The sequence below is a fragment of the Cutibacterium sp. LaCa_89 genome, assembly GCF_058177555.1.
On sequence record NZ_CP190889.1, the window covers coordinates 2,596,972 to 2,613,235 of the forward strand.

Annotated in this window: 13 protein-coding genes; 5 read left to right on the forward strand and 8 right to left on the reverse strand. The window is 60.6% G+C overall.

Going from position 1 to position 16,264, the window contains the following annotated elements; translation table 11 throughout:
• The first annotated feature begins 178 nt into the window (after window positions 1-178).
• Window positions 179-1,663, forward strand: coding sequence for an amino acid permease (locus ACP8LP_RS11945; protein ID WP_434285510.1), 1,485 nt, complete (start codon window positions 179-181; stop codon window positions 1,661-1,663).
• A gap of 259 nt (window positions 1,664-1,922) precedes the next feature.
• Window positions 1,923-3,050, forward strand: coding sequence for an alanine racemase (gene alr / locus ACP8LP_RS11950; protein ID WP_063279418.1), 1,128 nt, complete (start codon window positions 1,923-1,925; stop codon window positions 3,048-3,050).
• A gap of 225 nt (window positions 3,051-3,275) precedes the next feature.
• Here alr and ACP8LP_RS11955 read toward each other — a convergent pair whose 3' ends face one another.
• The 3 genes from ACP8LP_RS11955 to ACP8LP_RS11965 form a co-directional block, all read right to left on the reverse strand.
• Window positions 3,276-4,700, reverse strand: coding sequence for a phosphoglucomutase/phosphomannomutase family protein (locus ACP8LP_RS11955; RefSeq protein WP_063279417.1), 1,425 nt, complete (start codon window positions 4,698-4,700; stop codon window positions 3,276-3,278).
• 113 nt (window positions 4,701-4,813) lie between these two features.
• Entirely contained in the window at window positions 4,814-6,004 is a 1,191-nt protein-coding gene (locus ACP8LP_RS11960; RefSeq protein WP_063279416.1) for a galactokinase family protein, read from the reverse strand.
• Entirely contained in the window at window positions 6,001-6,837 is an 837-nt protein-coding gene (locus ACP8LP_RS11965; protein WP_016666513.1) for a nucleotidyltransferase family protein, read from the reverse strand. Before ACP8LP_RS11965 ends, ACP8LP_RS11960 begins: the two co-directional genes overlap by 4 nt.
• A gap of 124 nt (window positions 6,838-6,961) precedes the next feature.
• Between ACP8LP_RS11965 and ACP8LP_RS11970 the strand changes: the two genes are divergently transcribed.
• A complete protein-coding gene (locus ACP8LP_RS11970; RefSeq protein WP_334353327.1) occupies window positions 6,962-7,831 on the forward strand; it encodes a hypothetical protein in 870 nt (289 codons plus the stop codon).
• A 174-nt stretch (window positions 7,832-8,005) separates the two neighbouring features.
• Here the strand turns inward: ACP8LP_RS11970 and ACP8LP_RS11975 are convergent, their stop codons facing one another.
• The gene (locus tag ACP8LP_RS11975; protein WP_016666516.1) at window positions 8,006-8,887 is read right to left on the reverse strand and encodes an endonuclease domain-containing protein; all 882 of its coding nucleotides are present in this window, start codon (window positions 8,885-8,887) and stop codon (window positions 8,006-8,008) included.
• A gap of 349 nt (window positions 8,888-9,236) precedes the next feature.
• Between ACP8LP_RS11975 and fumC the strand changes: the two genes are divergently transcribed.
• Window positions 9,237-10,643 (forward strand): class II fumarate hydratase, encoded by a 1,407-nt coding sequence (fumC, locus tag ACP8LP_RS11980; RefSeq protein ID WP_484483186.1) that lies wholly within the window; start codon window positions 9,237-9,239, stop codon window positions 10,641-10,643.
• A gap of 205 nt (window positions 10,644-10,848) precedes the next feature.
• Here fumC and ACP8LP_RS11985 read toward each other — a convergent pair whose 3' ends face one another.
• From ACP8LP_RS11985 to ACP8LP_RS11995, 3 genes are all read right to left on the reverse strand, one after another.
• On the reverse strand, window positions 10,849-11,760 hold the full coding sequence (locus tag ACP8LP_RS11985) for a carbohydrate ABC transporter permease (protein ID WP_016666518.1): 912 nt from the start codon (window positions 11,758-11,760) through the stop codon (window positions 10,849-10,851).
• Between the two features lies 1 nt (window position 11,761).
• Window positions 11,762-12,655 carry a carbohydrate ABC transporter permease gene (locus ACP8LP_RS11990; RefSeq protein ID WP_279187109.1) on the reverse strand — a complete coding sequence of 298 codons (894 nt, stop codon included), beginning with the start codon at window positions 12,653-12,655 and terminating at the stop codon, window positions 11,762-11,764.
• 252 nt (window positions 12,656-12,907) lie between these two features.
• On the reverse strand, window positions 12,908-14,224 hold the full coding sequence (locus ACP8LP_RS11995) for an ABC transporter substrate-binding protein (RefSeq protein WP_279187108.1): 1,317 nt from the start codon (window positions 14,222-14,224) through the stop codon (window positions 12,908-12,910).
• Window positions 14,225-14,476: 252 nt separating this feature from the next.
• Here ACP8LP_RS11995 and ACP8LP_RS12000 point away from each other — a divergent pair, with 252 nt between their 5' ends.
• Window positions 14,477-15,457 (forward strand): LacI family DNA-binding transcriptional regulator, encoded by a 981-nt coding sequence (locus tag ACP8LP_RS12000; protein WP_171023559.1) that lies wholly within the window; start codon window positions 14,477-14,479, stop codon window positions 15,455-15,457.
• Between the two features lie 4 nt (window positions 15,458-15,461).
• Here the strand turns inward: ACP8LP_RS12000 and ACP8LP_RS12005 are convergent, their stop codons facing one another.
• Complete coding sequence (locus tag ACP8LP_RS12005; protein WP_002526085.1) at window positions 15,462-16,154, reverse strand: suppressor of fused domain protein; 693 nt, start codon at window positions 16,152-16,154, stop codon at window positions 15,462-15,464.
• Window positions 16,155-16,264: the final 110 nt, after the last annotated feature.

The following is a 16,264-nucleotide window of genomic DNA, read 5'->3' on the forward strand; positions in this document are numbered from 1 at the left end:
AATCGACGAGCATGGCACTCGTACTCCAACCACGACTATTTGGCCATCCTTTAAATGACGATCACCAGGGGTCGACCGGCCGGTGCTATGCTGCAAACAAATTTCATCGTGGAAGGTTGAGACACCGTCGATTCACCCTCACCGCGCGACTCTGACGTCCATTTCACGGAGGCGACACATGACTGGTTTCGGCGAAAATCCAGACACTTCGCGGCGCCCTCAAATGCCAATGAGTGAGGCTTCCCTGGCTGCGGATTCATCACATTCCGAGGAGCACGGCGAGGTGCACCTCCACCGCAATCTGAACAACCGTCACATCCAGCTGATCGCGATCGGTGGCGCCATCGGGACCGGCCTGTTCCTCGGATCCGGGAAAGCCATCCACGCTGCCGGACCAAGCATCATCGTGTCCTACCTCATCATCGGGACCATGCTCTACTTCGTCATGCGAGCCATGGGCGAGTTGCTCATGTACAACCTCGATTACAAGAGCTTCCAGGATTTCACAGCCGATCTGATCGGCCCTTGGGCAGGATTCTTCCTGGGATGGACCTACTGGCTCTGTTGGATTGTCACTGGAATGGCCGAACTCATTGGAATCACCACTTACTGGGATTTCTGGATCAAAAACCATAGCCTTGCTACTTTACTAGCAGCTGCGACACTCTTCCTACTTCTCTGTTTGAATCTCCTCACTGTTAAAATGTTCGGTGAACTGGAGTTCTGGTTCGCACTAATTAAGATCATCGCGATTATCTCACTTATCATTCTTGCCATCGTGCTGGCAATCATTGGATTCAAGTCCCTCTCTGGGGGCGCCGCATCATTCACCAACATGTGGGATCACGGTGGATTCATGCCAAATGGATGGAGTGGGTTCTTCGCTGGATTCCAGATGGCGGCCTTCGCATTCGTAGGGATTGAACTCATCGGCACAACCGCAGCCGAGACCCAAGACCCTGAAAATACGCTTCCCCGAGCCATCAGTGCTGTTCCGGCACGAATCCTCATCTTCTACATCGGCGCTCTGGCCGCGATCATGACAGCCGTGCCGTGGAACGAGGTCCGCCCGGATTTATCCCCGTTCGTACAGGTTTTGGGACTCGTCGGATTCACTGGGGCCGCCAGCGTGATGAATTTCGTCGTACTCACGTCCGCTGCATCGTCATCGAACTCCGGGATCTACTCCATTTCACGGATGCTCTTTGGCCTCGCGCATAAGAGGATGGCTCCGAGACAGTTTGGGCGCCTCAGTAAAAATGGCGTCCCGCGATGGGGGCTCGTCGTCACCGTCCTGGTTCTCAGCACAGCGCTTTTGCTGGCGGCGTCAGAATCCTTCATCGAGGCTTTCACTCTTGTGACGACAATTTCCTCAGTGCTGTTCATCTTTGTCTGGAGCATGATCGTCATCAGCTACATGAAGTACCGAAAGATTGCTCCGGACGCCCATTCAACGTCGAAGTACCCCATGCCTGGTGGGCGCGGCATGTGCTGGGCGATCCTGGCGTTTTTCGTCTTCACCCTCGTGTTGCTGGCCCAGGAACCTGACACCGCCCATGCTCTCGCACTCACGCCTCTCTGGTTCCTCATTCTCGGAATCGGCTGGTTCTTCGACCGCCACGACGCCATCCGCGACGACGCGGGGACCGACGATACCGATTAGAGAGGGACAGTCGAGCGACGATGATGACCAGCACGTTCTATCCGGACCGCACCAAATCTTGGCTGGTAGGGAATTGGACCCGAGTGTGAGGCACGATGACAACTGATGCAACCGGCCCGCAATGAAGTGCCCGGAATGGGGCCGTCCGCCAGCCACGCGGACGTGGCCAGTTCCATCATTCCGTCATGCGTGCCGGCGCCGCCCTCCCCTATCCGTTGACCGCATCGCAATTTCTGACAGCTCAAAGGAGTTATGACACATGTCAAGATGCCCGTCGCCCTCACACGCCATTGTTGATCTGTCTGCCATCGCTGCGAACCTCGCCGTCGTCAGGAAACGGGCTGGTGGCCGGAAGATCCTTTTCGCCGTCAAGGCCGATGCTTATGGGCACGGTGCCGTCGAAGTCTCCCGCTATGTCGAAAAACATCACTGCGCTGACTGGCTTGCCGTCGCCACTGTCGCGGAAGGCCAAGAGCTGGTGGAAGCCAACATCACACTCCCCATCCTCAAGCTCTCCCCCGTTGACCCCTGGGACCTCGATGCTGCTATCGAATCCGGCATGCGCCTCACGGTGGTGGATTTCGACACCCTGGATGCAGTGAACTCTGCCGCCGGGAAACGGGGAGTCACCGTCAAGATCCACATTGCCGTCGATAGCGGTATGGGGCGTATTGGGTTGCGGCCGGAACAACTTGGCGAACTCACGGCCGCCGCGGATCGTGCCGAGAACGTCGAGGTCGAGGGAGTATTCACTCACCTGCCCATCAGTGACGTCCCCGAGGGAGAGGACTTCACACGACGCGAGATAAGCACCTTCATGGATGCTGTATCCCGGATCGAGGCGGAGCGCGGACCCTTCCCATTGGTGCACCTTGCCAACTCCGGCGCCATCCTTGGACATGACCTGGGACGAACGTCGATGGTGCGCGCAGGCATCGTCGGTTACGGATACGACCCCGACCCGCACGCTGATCGCGCCGAACTGCACCCTGCTTTGTCCTGGGTGAGTCACGTCACCTTCGTCAAAACTGTCAATCCAGGCGACACTATTGGCTACGGACGAACTTGGACCGCAGGCGAGACGACAAAAATCGCCACCGTGCCTGTCGGATACGCCGATGGGCTATCCAGGGCGTTGTCGAACAAGGGGCGCGTGCTCATCGGAGGCGCTGTTCACCCCATCGTCGGTCGGGTGTGCATGGATCAGTTCATGGTCGATCTCGGCCCTGATTCAACTGCCACCGTGGGTGATGAGGTAGTTCTCATTGGAACCCAGGAAGACGAGGTCTTGACCGCCGACGACATGGCCGAGCAGCTCGGAACCATCAGTTACGAGATCACCTGTGACATTTCGACGCGGGTGGATCGTCATTGGACCGGGGAATGATGGGCTAATCGTCACTGGGCTGCGTGGATAGCAACAAGGCACATCCTCACCTCATCCGCGCGTCGTGCCCCCTGCCCCCGAGCCCAATACCGGGCAAAATCCCCGCTTGGTGTGTGGTCACGTCACGCCTCTGTCGCAACCACACACCAAGCGGGGAAAACCCATCACCAGGCCAACTGCCCGGGTCGCCGGGCCCAGCCCCTTGGCGTAAGCAGGGCCACCCCGTCACTCGAATTGATAGTGCTCAACGACCTCGTCGATGCACGCACGGGCCATCTCAGCGTCCGGCATCTCGCAGAACACTCGTAGCAGGGGCTCGGTACCGGAGAAGCGAACAATGATCCACCCACCGTTGGCGAAGTACACCTTGACTCCGTCCATGTCGCTGATGTGGTCAATCTCGAGGCCAAAGTCGGGAAGATCCTTCTCCTCGTAGATGCGCTTCTTGAGCGCCTCCTTGTCCTCGGACGCGAAGGAGAAGTCGTCCTCCACCATCTCGAGGCGACCGTAACGCTCCTCGATGTCAGCGTAGATCTGGGAGAGCTTCTTGCCCCGTTTGGCGATCATTTCCACCAGCAGGGTGCCCGCGTAGACGCCGTCCTTGCCCGCAATGTGTCCCTTGACGGTCAAACCTCCCGAGGACTCACCGCCGATCACAGCGCCGGTCTCAGCCATCTTGGACGACACCCACTTGAAACCGACCGGAACTTCGTAGCACGTCTGCCCGTGGGCCTCGGCAACGCGATCGAGCAGGTGTGTCGTCGCGAGGTTGCGCACGCACCCGCCCTTCCAGCCCTTGTCCTCCAACAGGTAGGTGTACAGCAGGACCAAGATCTGGTTGGGGTGCAGGAAATGTCCCTGATCATCAATGATACCGAGTCGGTCAGCGTCACCATCGGTGGCGATGCCGATGTCGGCTCCCCGCTCGACGACCTCCTGGGTCAACGCCTGCAGGGTCTTGGAGTTCGGGGAAGGGAGACGCCCGCCAAAGAGGGTGTCGCGGCGCTCGTGAATGGTGTCGACGTCGCAACGAGCCGTCATGAGGATGGTCTGGAGGCAGGTGCGAGAGACTCCGAACATCGGGTCGAGGACAACCTTGAGGTGGGCGTGTCGAATCGCTTCGAGGTCGACATGGTCGAGGATCGCGTCGATGTACCAGTTCATCGAGGTTTGCACCTCGACCAGCCCGTCACGAAGGGCGTCAGCGCGGTGTACGCGCTTGATGTCGGATGGGCCGATGGAATTGGCACGACGCTGGATGGGTTCAGTAATCTCCACCTTGGCGTCACGACCGCCCTCCGTGAACACCTTGAGTCCGTTGTACGTCGCGGGGTTGTGGGAGGCCGTGACCGCCATGCCATAGGCACAGTCCAGGTCGCGGACAGTCCACATGATCATCGGGGTCGGAGCAGGCCGGTCAATGATCCGAACGGTGAGCCCATTAGCCGCGAGCACTTCTGCCGCCCACCATGCGAATTCTGGGGAGAGGAAGCGTTGGTCGTACCCAATGACAACCGGGCGCTGCTGTTGGTTCTCGTCATGTATACGGTCTGATAGAGCTTGAGCGACTCGCTCAACATTGAAACGAGTGAAGGTATCCGCGATGATCGCTCGCCAGCCGCCAGTGCCAAATTCGATCTCTTCCGCCACGGTTCAAGGATAAGCTGGAAAACGCCTTCAGGTTCCAGGACGACCGCGGTCGCGAAGATCCGCTCACCACCCCTGCGCGATGGCGAGATGGCGATGAGCGGACTCCCGGCTTTTCAGTCCAGGCGCCGAGCAGAGGGTCCCGGACGGGCAACGACAGTCATCGCTTGGGACGCTTCTTCCGGGTACTCGTCGCGATACGAGGCGATCCATTTTTCGGCGAACTCCTTCGACTCCGCGGACGGAACCAACGCCCACACCGAGCCGCCAAAACCAGCACCAAAGGAGGTTGAACCAACCGCTCCGAGATCATGCGCGATGCGCGCCAAGGCGGCGGTCTGCGGAACCTGGTTGCCAAGAAGATCCTCGGCCGCTCGCTGAGATTCCTGGGCCATTCGACCGAACTCCTCGAGGTCGCCACACGATAGCGCCTTGGACGCCTCCGGGATGATCTTTTCGGACTCGGTGAGGAAATGATCCAGGCGTCGGGTGAGGTCCTCTCGATCCCGCACCACCTCGTAAAGCTTCTCGGCGTCAGGGTCAACGGCAAGGACATCGCCGATAACCGCGTCATGACGACCAGTGTTCGAATTCCACCGACTGACGATCTCCCGAGTCGCCAGGGACGCTGCGTTGTAGAGATCCCGCGCAGCTCCGGTCTTCTCAGCCGCCACCCCAGAAACAATGACGACGAACGACATGTCCTCGGGGAACGGGACTCGTCTCTCCAGTCGGATCGGGCAGAAGCGGAATTGCCCGAGTCGACCGTCCTCGCTGCACACCATCGCCGTGTGGTCCTCTGAGCCGCCAAAAGTTCCCACGCCAGCGGCACCAGCAAGGTTCTTGAAGGTCATGCCGTTCTCGTGGCAGGCCAGGTATCCTGCCAGGTCAACGTCATCGGTGATGTTGTCTTGCCAAGCAGTGGTATCCGACAGCCCGTTGAAATCGGCCAGACCAAGCACAATCGCGCTGACCAGAGCTGACGAGGAGCTCATCCCGCTGGCAAGCGGCAGGTCGGAGATCAACCGGATCCTCGCCGGGGCCAGGTCGCCAAAATTGGCCGTCAGGCGATCGAGTACGGCCTGGGCGTACCTGCCCCAGTGCCCTGCCGGCAATTTTGGATCGTAGCCAGCCTTCAACGACAACTCACCGGGAGCTGCGTCGGTCGATGCCGTGAGCCCCCTGTCCCCTGGCTCCACCGAAATTGTCACGCCGCGATCCACTGCGGCCACCAACGTCGACCCACCGGCGTAATCGGTGTGCTTCCCGAGGACCTCGATACGCCCTGGAACGAACCAACGCGTCATAGTTTCACCTCGCGACCACCGAGCGCGTCAACCACCGAGGCGATGTCCCCACGGTTCGACATGTCAAGAACGCCCGCTTCGACGGGAACAACGGCAAACCGCTCGCCTTGCTCGACCATCCACCGCACCGCATCGACGATCTCGTACTCACCACGCGCAGATTTCTCGATGGAACGACAGGCTTCGAAAATCCTCGGGGTAAGCAGGAAACAGTTCATCGAGACCAAGGCGGTCTCCCCAGCAGCGTCAACAACTTCGGGGGCCGGCTTCTCGATGATGTCGGTGAGCTGACCAGAATCGTCAGAATCCAGCAGAGCGAAGGCACGAATACGCTCCGGGTCGATATTGGACTGATCGATCATGGCACGCTTCGTGAAGCCGAGCGTCGCAGATGCGGGTACTTCGCGAAGCCTGGCAACAGCGTCCTCGGGGTAGAAATTGTCCGAGTTCACAACAAGGACTCTGTCGTCACCGGCGAAGTCCTCGGCAGCTGCAACTGCATCAGCAGTACCTAGCGGCTGTTCCTGAATCGCGTATGTGATCTCGACTCGTGACTTCTCGCAAGAGTCGTAGTAATCGCGAATCAGATCATGCTCCGGACCAATCACCAGACAGAATTGGTCAAACCCGGCATCTGCGAGGGAAGAAATCACATAATCGAGGAAAGGACGGCCATCCAGACTGATCATTGCCTTGACGCCCGCTTGTGCGGCGCTTGCCTGCTCTGCAGTGAGGGAGACACCCACAGCGGCCTTGCGCATGCGGGTTCCCAGGCCTCGAGCCATGATGACGGCCTTGTGAGGAGCTCGTTGTGTCACGGGATCGTGTGTCATGTGAGTAATCCTAGGAATCGTCTCGTTCTCGCACGCAGCTAGGACGGCACACGGTCACTTCAGGTGATCCTTTTCCATTTCCGCCGGCAGAGTGTCGGGGACACCAATCACGTATCCTCGTGACATGGCCACCGGTAGCAAGGGCACCTCGGGCAAGGGCTCGTCAGCTAGCAAGCACTCATCGACGATAGTCTTCCTCACCATTCTCCTTTTCGTCATGAAAGACAGCGCCTTCGATGGGATCATCGGCTTGGTGCTGCTCGCGACGGTGATCATGTGGATCGTCCAGGCGCAGAAGGACAAGAAAAAACGCAAGACCGGTCGTGATTACGAACACGAATCTGGCTCGGATGACCAAGAACTGCGGATTCTGAGTCCCGGCTCCTTGGGGCAGAAGAAAGTCATCAAGCGGCGGCCTCACACATCGGCGAAAGCTACTGACCCGCTGTCGGGCCTCTCAGCTGACAAGTTGCTCAGCGATTCCTTCACCGCCCTGACCAGCGCGCTCTCAGGTATTTCTGACGACTGCGAGAAGCACGACGAACCTGCACGTCCTCACCCTCGTCAGACCCTTCCGACACCGTCGTATTCTCAGCGCTCGTCGTCTCCTACCCCGGATCCACGTGAAGACGTTCCCGAATCCTTGGGGATTGACAATTACGAACCCCCTCCGTCCGAAGTTGCTGCCCCTCGTTTCGACGCAGCGAGTCTCCCAACTCCCAACGCATCCTCGGCTCACCTTGTGCAGGGCGCGCATCCATCGGCACCCCCGAAGACTTCCGCTACTCCCCGGAAGCCCTCCACTACTGCAGGCACGAAATCCCCCAGCGGCCTTGGCACGGCAGGACCCGTCAGGGAGCGTCGTTTTGACGACATGTATCGCGGTTCAGCTGCCATTTCCATGACCCACGAATCATCAACCATGCACCTTCATGACGCCTCGGAGGACCACGGCTCGTGTCTGTCCGCCTCGTCCCTCTTCTCTCAGGACTGACAGCCTTCAACATGTGGCCGATTCTCACTGTGAGGCATGAAAAGTCTCCGGTGCTCCAGGGGATCTACACGAATCTGCTCCGCCCCTTCTTGAGGTGACAGTTTTCGCACCCGCGTCAACCACCCATCTTGGGCACGCTCCAATACTCCGAGCCGAAGCACCGTCAGCCGCGCCTCACACCGGAACGAGCACCCCTTGATGTCGACGCCACAATGCTGACCTGATGGTGTCAAGAACCAGCTCCGGAGCTTCGCGGATCATCGTCGGTGTCACGCGGATGACACGCCACCCAGCCCCCGCCAGGAGCGCATGACGCCGAGCAGTCATCTCGTAATCCCGGGGCTTCCCATGAAAGGTGTAGCCATCAACCTCGACGATCACCTTCTCGTGCTTGAACCAGAGATCGGGGAAGAGCACGCGCCCGTTGATCCACAACCTCTCATTCGCCCTCCACCCGTTGACTCGATACTCGTGCAAGAGCGCATGAAGCTCCCGTTCAGCTACCGACCAGGGTCGATCGAGGAGCTGCCTCAAGACCTCTTTGGTGGTTCCAGGTGACACCTTACGGGCCAAGCGACGTCGGGCATCTCGGAGCTCCTCAGGACTCACCCATCCTGCGCGAAGGGATGCCGTGGCCGCTTCCCAGTCCCCCCGAAGTGCCAACCAGAAGCACGTATAGGCATGAGTCGTCCTGAATCCATTACGGTCGTCAATGATCGACTCGCGTCCGGCTCGGTGAAAACGTAGCCAACTCCTCCTTGGCAGCCGGGGCATCGCATGCGGGATTATGACGTCGATCTCCGTGACGTCAACGTCTCTCATTCCCGCCAAGTAGAGAGCGGCACGCCCGGTGAAGATTGCATTTGGTCGCCACAGCATGACGGCCCGCATCCAGGCATCAGGTCGCCGCACTGCCTCCGTTGTCATGACGATTCGGGGCAAGGGTCTGATGACCCAACCTTCTCGTGCGGCTTTACGCGCCTGTCGCGCAACTCGGCCCACCGAACTGATTTTCGCCACGCCACCGCTGGCCTCAAGGATGTCAACTAGTTCCATATCTTCAGTTGTCGTTTCCGGGCGGGCGTTTCAGTCATCCAATGTGAAATTTGTGGATAACCCTGCGATCGGGACTCGGCGTTATCCACAGGCATCTTCCCAAGCCGACGGACCGGGCTTCTTCCCGTCCCATCGAAAACCGTCGATTCGAACGTGATGCTTGCACCCCAATGCCCACGGCTCCAGCGAGATGACCGTTTTCGTCCGCGCCCCCACAGAACCGTGAACATTCCGGCAGATCATTTGCCAGGAGTAGGCACTCTGCGTCATCCCGCCACCAGTGCTCGTTGACGAAAAATCCCAACACCCCACCCAGTCCCGTCACCCACCTGCAAAGTAGGCTTGCGACATGGCAGAGATGCGCATTGAGAAAGACAGCATGGGCGAGGTCGAAGTACCCGCCGAGCATTACTGGGGCGCCCAGACACAGCGCTCCCTTCACAACTTCGAGATCGGTCGTGACACCTTCGTCTGGGGCCGAGACATGATCCGTGCTCTCGGAACCCTCAAGAAGTCCGCGGCACTGGCCAACAAGGAACTGGGTGAGCTGCCGGGCGACGTCGCCGACTTCATCGTCCAGGCCGCTGACGAGGTCATCGCCGGAAAGCTCGATGACGAGTTCCCACTGGTCGTCTTCCAGACCGGTTCGGGCACCCAGTCCAACATGAACACCAACGAGGTCATCAGCAACCGCGCCATCGAGCTGGCTGGGGGCGAGCGCGGCTCGAAGAAGCCGGTCCACCCGAACGACCACGTCAACCGCGGCCAGTCCTCCAACGACACCTTCCCGACGGCCATGCACATCGCCGTCGTCTGCGCCCTCAATGAGCGCCTGTACCCCGCCGTCCAGCAGCTTCGCGACACCCTCGACGAGAAGGCCAAGAAGTACGACGACGTCGTGATGGTTGGCCGCACCCACCTGCAGGACGCCACCCCGATACGGCTCGGCCAGGTCATCAGCGGCTGGGTCGCCCAGATCGACTTCGCCCTCGACGGCATCCGTTACGCCGACTCCCGCGCTCGCGAGCTGGCCATCGGCGGCACCGCTGTCGGCACCGGCCTCAACGCTCACCCCGACTTCGGCCCGACCGTCGCCAAGCATGCGACCGAGGAGACCGGCATCGAGTTCAAGCAGGCCGACAACCTCTTCGCCGCACTGAGCGCCCACGACGCTCTGGTGCAGGTCTCCGGGTCCCTGCGAGTTCTCGCCGACGCCCTCATGAAGATCGCCAACGACGTTCGCTGGTACGCATCCGGCCCCCGCAACGGCATCGGTGAGCTCCTCATCCCCGAGAACGAGCCCGGCTCCTCGATCATGCCTGGCAAGGTCAACCCGACCCAGTGCGAGGCCATGACGATGGTCGCCACCCGCGTATTCGGCAATGACGCGACGGTCGGTTTCGCCGGTTCTCAGGGCAACTTCCAGCTCAACGTGTTCAAGCCCGTCATGGCTCACGCCTGCCTGGAGTCGATCCGCCTCATCGCCGATTCGTGCATCAGCTTCGACAAGCATTGCGCCTACGGCATCGAGCCGAACCCCGACAAGATCAAGGAGAATCTCGACAAGAACCTCATGCAGGTCACGGCTCTCAACCGTCACATCGGTTACGACCTGGCCTCAAAGATCGCCAAGAACGCGCATCACAAGGGCATCAGTCTGCGTGAGTCCGCTCTGACGATCGGTGGCATGAGCGAGGAGGACTTCGACAAGTGGGTCGTTCCCGCCGACATGACTCACCCCAGCGCCGCTGAGTGATTTTCGCCGCCCCAACGACGTATCGGGCCGGTCACTGCATTGACAGTGACCGGCCCGATGTTTTTATACACGGCAGGAAGGGGACAGGAGGAGCAAGCGTCCTCAGGGCGCGAACTGCCCTTGACCGGTCCGAGGGTCCCCATAGGGGGGATCCCACCGAGGATGGAATCCATGCTGCTGAAGTCCTATCGGACCCCAGCTGTCATCAGCCCTTGACGGCGCCGGCGGCGAGCCCGGACTGCCAGTAACGCTGGAGTACCAGGAACAAAATCACCAGCGGAATGACGCCAATGACAGAGGCCAGCATCACGGCACCCTTGTCCGGGGCGAAGTAGGCCATCATGCCGTAGAGGCCCTGGGTCACCGGCTGCAGACTCTCGTTGGTGATCATCATCAACGGCAATAGGAAGTTGTTCCACGTGGCGACGAAAATGAACAGGAAGATCGTCACCATGGCAGGAGCCAGCAGGCGCAATACCATCGTGGAGAAGATTCGGAATTCGCCAGCCCCGTCGATGCGAGCAGCCTCTAGAAGCTCAGTCGGAACCGACGAATCGGCGTAAACGTTGCCGAGGAAGACCCCGAAGGGGCTCACCATCGACGGGATGATCATCGCCCACACGGTATTGACCAGATGCATCTTGATGAACAGCAGGTAGAGCGGAACGGTGAGCAGTGCCACCGGCATCAGCAAGCCGGTCATGATGACGACGAGCAGCACCCGGCGCCCCGGGAACTGGAACTTTGCCATCGCATACCCGCAGGCGACAGAAATGATCGTCCCAACGGCACCTGCCACGGTCGAGTAGACCAGCGAGTTGAGGACCCAACGCGGGAACATCCCCTTGGTCCAGGCCATCAGGGAATGCCAGTTGGTGGCCCAGTTGAACTCGCCGAAGGCGAATCCGGGGGTGCTCACGAGATCGGTGTTGTTCTTGGTTGATGCGACGACCAACCAGATGATGGGAAGCAAGAAGTAGCAGGCCACGAAGGCCAGGATCACGAAAGTGATCGTCCTAGCTGTCTTGGAGGGAGCAATGGAGCGCGGCGGCAGCCCCGCCAGCGACGGACGATAGCGAATGCCATCCTTGGTGACGGCGGTCTTGTCGCGTGCCATGTCAGTCCGCCTTCCTCTGGACGAGGGCATAGATCATTGCGAGCACTCCAGCAACCAACGCCATCATGATGGACACTGCCGAGGCCGGTCCGGCACCACTCGGGCTGATATTTCCGTTCATGGTGTTGTAGGCCATCATCATCGGGGTGTAGTCACGCGGCATCCAGGTCGCCACGGTGGCCAGAACCGTCGGCTCGTTGAAGAGCTGGACGGTGCCGATGATCGACAGCAGGACGGCCAGCAGCGCAGCACCGCGAACCATCGGGATCTTGATCTTCGTCATGATCTGCCACCCGGAAGCACCGTCGATGCGAGCTGCCTCGTAGAGATCCGACGGGATGGCCTGCAAGGCGGCCAAGAAGATGAGCATGTTGTAGCCGGTGAACGTCCACGTCGTCATGTTGGCCATTGAGCCCAGGATGACGTGGGAGCTCAGCAGACTGAAGCCGAGATGCCCGGCGAACGGGGAGATTTCGGGCAGGTAGAGGTAGGTCCACATGATTGCGCCGACGAGACCCGGAATCGCGTAGGGCAGGAAGTAGGAGAGGCGCCAGAATCCGGGGTGGCGCACCAAGTAGGAGTCGATGACCAGGGCCAGGAACAGCGCCGCCAGGATCATGATCGGGATCTGGAAGATTCCGAAGAGCATGACGCGACCAATACCGTGCCAGAAGGCCGGATTCGTGCACACCTCCTGGAAGTTCTGCAGACCGACGAATTTCTCCACCGTCTGGCCGCCACCGAACAGCCCACCGCCTTCGGCAACCTGCCTGTGGAAGCCTGCCCGGATGCTCTCGATGATGGGGGCGATGAACACGATGATGAAGACGACGGTGAACGGCAACGCGAAGAGCCAGCCGGTCAGCGCCTCGTGTCTGGCCTTTCGACTGGCCATCGTGGTTGAGGACATGACGTCTCCTGTAAGGAACTGTCACGGTGTGGATCGTCTCGCACCGTTCGTGAGGTGGCCAATTGCCGACCACCGGGAACCGCGTCCATGGCGGACCAAAAATGTCTGCTGGGGTGAGGACCGGGGCCTCTTGGAGCTCAAGAGGCCCCGAGCTGACGAAAATCGTTGTCCCGATCCGCGCTCGTCATGCGACAGATGGGATCTGGGGCCGGCAATTGATCCCGGCCCCAGTCGACATCACTCGTTGACCGGAAGGCCGGCGTCCTTGAGCGCCTTGACCGAAGTGTCCTGAGCGGTCTGGAAGATGTCCGATACCTTGACCTTGCCGGCTGCGGCATCGGCAGCCTTCTCATTCATCTTTGTGCCCACAACGGCGAATCCAGGGATGTAACCGAACTTAGGAGCGAGCTTCTCGTTGGCCTTGGCGAGCTCAGCCATGACGTCCTGTCCGCCGAACTGCTTCTTCATCTTCTCGGGGGTGGTCACCTGGCCCTTGGCGGCGGGAACCAGCCCCTGGGTGGCAAGGTCATCGACCTGGGTGTTGAACCAGTCGTTGAACTGCATCGCCTGGGCGGCGTACTTGCAGCCCTTGACCACCGCCACGCCGGAACCACCGTCAGGACCGGTCAGCTCAGAGCCACCGAAGGGCGGCAGCTGAGCCACACGCCATTGGCCGTTGTAAGGCGTCTTGTCCAAGGCGTCGAGCATGAAGCCGGTCTCCCAGGCAGCAGCAATGTTGCCGATGAGCTTTCCGTTGACGAGAGCCTTCGTGTAGGCGTCGCTCCAACGAGCGTCGGTGAGGGCGCTCTTGTCGTCGAGGGCCTTCTGCCAGAAGTCAGCAACGACCTTGGTCTTGTCGCCGTTGGTGTCAACCTTCCACTTGTCACCCTCGGCGGAGTACCAGACGGCACCAGCGGCAGCCGCCTGGGCGGACAGCGAGTTCTGGGCCTCATCGGGCTCGAACCCGAGAATGTACTTGCCCTTGGCCGCGGCTTTCTTGGCAGCGGTGAGCAGTTCATCGGAGGTCTTCGGAACCTCGATGCCGAGCTTCTTGAACTCAGCCTCGTTGTAGACGTAGATCAGCGGGCCGGTGTCCTGGGGGAGACCGACGACCTTATCGCCGACCGACATCTGCCCGTAGGCGCCGGAAAAGTGGTCCTTGTACTTCTCAGCTTCGCTGGTGACGTCCTGGACCAGGCCCTTGACGTACATGTCCGGGACCTCGGCATATCCGGCCTGCACCAGGCAGGGGGCGGTTCCGGCCTTGACGTCGGCCTCGAGCTTCGGCATGAGCTCGTTGGCCTTGCCTGGGAACTTCGTCGTCTCGACCTTGATGTCGGGGTGCTCGGAGTTCCACTTCTTGACGACGTCAGCAACCTTTGTCATGCCCTCGCCGTCGGGAAGACGATGCAGGTACTTAATGGTGACCGGGCCGGACGCAGATGTGGCAGCGGACTGCGAAGCGCTCTGGCTCGACGACCCGGATCCTTCCGAGGAACTGCCACAGGCACCGAGAACGAGCGTTCCGGCGACCATCGCAGCCACAGAGGCCACCCGACGAGTACGGCGTGTGATCATGTCAACCCTCTTCCTTGAGCGTCGGGACGCGGAGAGCCCGCATCCTCGGGATGTTGACCGGCGTGTGGTGGAGACCGCCTTGGATCCGCCACAAACGTCGTGTACACGTGTACATTACGGCATGCCACCCCACTCCGACAAGTGAGGGCCCACAATCGGAGCGTCGCCGATGACGATCCGGGGACAAAAGGAGGATTGCCGATGAGCGAGGACACAGGTCGGCCCACCATGCATGACGTGGCTCGGGTGGCCGGCGTATCCCATGCGACGGTGTCACGAGTTCTCAACGGTCACACCAATGTGGCCCCCGCAACTGCTCGTGCCGTGGCTGACGCGATCATCACCACCGGTTACGTACCCAATCGGGCAGCAAGGTCACTACGGGTTCAGTCAACTGACACCGTGGTCCTCGTCGCCCGCGAGAACGTCAATGTCTTCTACACCGAGCCGACCCTGTCCCCGATGGCATCCGGCGCGAACCTTCGTTTGTCGGAGCACGGCTACCAGATGCTGCTTGCCCTCGTCGATGATCCCCGCTCAGCAGAACGTGTGGGATCATTGATTGCCGGAGGATCCTTCGACGCGGCGATTCTGGTCGCCATGACCAACGAGGATCCGCTCGTTGCACGCCTCATGGCGACAAATATCCCGCTCGTGACGGCATCAACGCCATTCCCCGGATCCGACATCCCCTCCGCTGACACGGACAACGTCGGAGGTGCCCGAGCCATTACCGAACGGCTGGTGGCCACTGGTCGGTCAAAAGTGGTCGCCATTGGTGGGCCTTCCTGGGCACCAGTCACCCCGTTGCGTCTCGACGGGTTCCACCAAGGTGCGAGAAATGCCGCGCTCGGGCACACCACGGTCGATGGGTGGACCCTCGCCGCAGGCGAACGGGCAATGTCCGAGCTCCTCCAGCGCTACCCGGATCTCGACGGAGTCGTCGCGGCCTCCGATCTACTCGCCACCGGTGCGATCCGCGTCCTCAACGAAGCTGGGCGGCGAGTACCGCAGGATGTCGGAGTCGTCGGGTTCGACGATGCGCCGGCTGCGACCCTCAGCGATCCGCCATTGTCGACCGTACGAAGTGATGCCAGGGCGACCGGAGCCGCCCTGGCAGACATGGTGGTTGCACAGATTCGTGGTCAGGAACTCCCCCAACGCCACCTCGTCATACCGAACGAAGTGCTTTGGCGGGAGTCAGCCTGAGACGTCACACCGCCGACGGACGCTGCAGGTCGGTGTAATTCACCGCCTTGGCGTCCAGCAGATCGACAAAATCGTCGAAGCCGTTGACCTCCAGCCACTGACGTTCGGCCTCGGTGATCGGGACGCCCAGGAGCCAGTGCACCTTGAGATCACCAATTTCCACCCGGTCGAGTTGCGGGGTGGTGAATGGATGACACCACATCAAATGCGGGGTGGTGGAATTCGGCGCGTACATCGACACGACGTCGCCGAAGACGATTCCCGGGGCCATCGGCCAGTGGTCACGCAGCACCGCAAAAGCGCACGACCCCAGAACCTTGCCCATGACGTCGGAGCCGGGAGCGCCCACGACCATGAGCTCAGCGCGAATGTCACTGCTGGTCCCGTCGACGAGGGCTATTGAGTTCGGCTCAGCGTGCAAGCTCACCGTCGACCAGGTTGACCATCCCGGTGCAGGTGCGTCCGCGAAGGACAGGACGTCGATACGAACTTCTTCAGCGGCATCGACCATGCCGTCGGCGCGCGGAGTGCCGCCGACGGCCTCGACCACGGCCTGGGCAACCTGAGGGCCAGTCGAAGGCATCTGTGTCGGCTCGGCCAGATGCTCAGGCAGGTCTTGCGGATCCAGCGGTCGCTCTGCGGCCGGCTGATCACCGCCGGGAAGGCGTGCTGCAGGGGAGACGTTGTCGTCACTCATGCCTTGATCCTGTCATGTTGATGGCTCGGACGCGTCCGGGGAGGGTTTTTTCTTGCCCGGAGTGGGAAGGTGGAAGTGTTACCAAGAGCACATCTGTCACCTGAACCCGA

Coding starts and splice junctions, on each gene's coding strand:
- ACP8LP_RS11975 (WP_016666516.1), bottom strand. CDS start 8,887: ATGGAACTAGTTGACATCCTTGAGGCCAGCGGTGGCGTGGCGAAAATC.
- ACP8LP_RS11970 (WP_334353327.1), top strand. CDS start 6,962: ATGGCCACCGGTAGCAAGGGCACCTCGGGCAAGGGCTCGTCAGCTAGC.
- ACP8LP_RS11945 (WP_434285510.1), top strand. CDS start 179: ATGACTGGTTTCGGCGAAAATCCAGACACTTCGCGGCGCCCTCAAATG.
- ACP8LP_RS11965 (WP_016666513.1), bottom strand. CDS start 6,837: ATGACACACGATCCCGTGACACAACGAGCTCCTCACAAGGCCGTCATC.
- ACP8LP_RS12000 (WP_171023559.1), top strand. CDS start 14,477: ATGCATGACGTGGCTCGGGTGGCCGGCGTATCCCATGCGACGGTGTCA.
- ACP8LP_RS11985 (WP_016666518.1), bottom strand. CDS start 11,760: ATGGCACGCGACAAGACCGCCGTCACCAAGGATGGCATTCGCTATCGT.
- ACP8LP_RS11990 (WP_279187109.1), bottom strand. CDS start 12,655: ATGGCCAGTCGAAAGGCCAGACACGAGGCGCTGACCGGCTGGCTCTTC.
- fumC (WP_484483186.1), top strand. CDS start 9,237: ATGGCAGAGATGCGCATTGAGAAAGACAGCATGGGCGAGGTCGAAGTA.
- ACP8LP_RS11960 (WP_063279416.1), bottom strand. CDS start 6,004: ATGACGCGTTGGTTCGTTCCAGGGCGTATCGAGGTCCTCGGGAAGCAC.
- ACP8LP_RS12005 (WP_002526085.1), bottom strand. CDS start 16,154: ATGAGTGACGACAACGTCTCCCCTGCAGCACGCCTTCCCGGCGGTGAT.
- alr (WP_063279418.1), top strand. CDS start 1,923: ATGTCAAGATGCCCGTCGCCCTCACACGCCATTGTTGATCTGTCTGCC.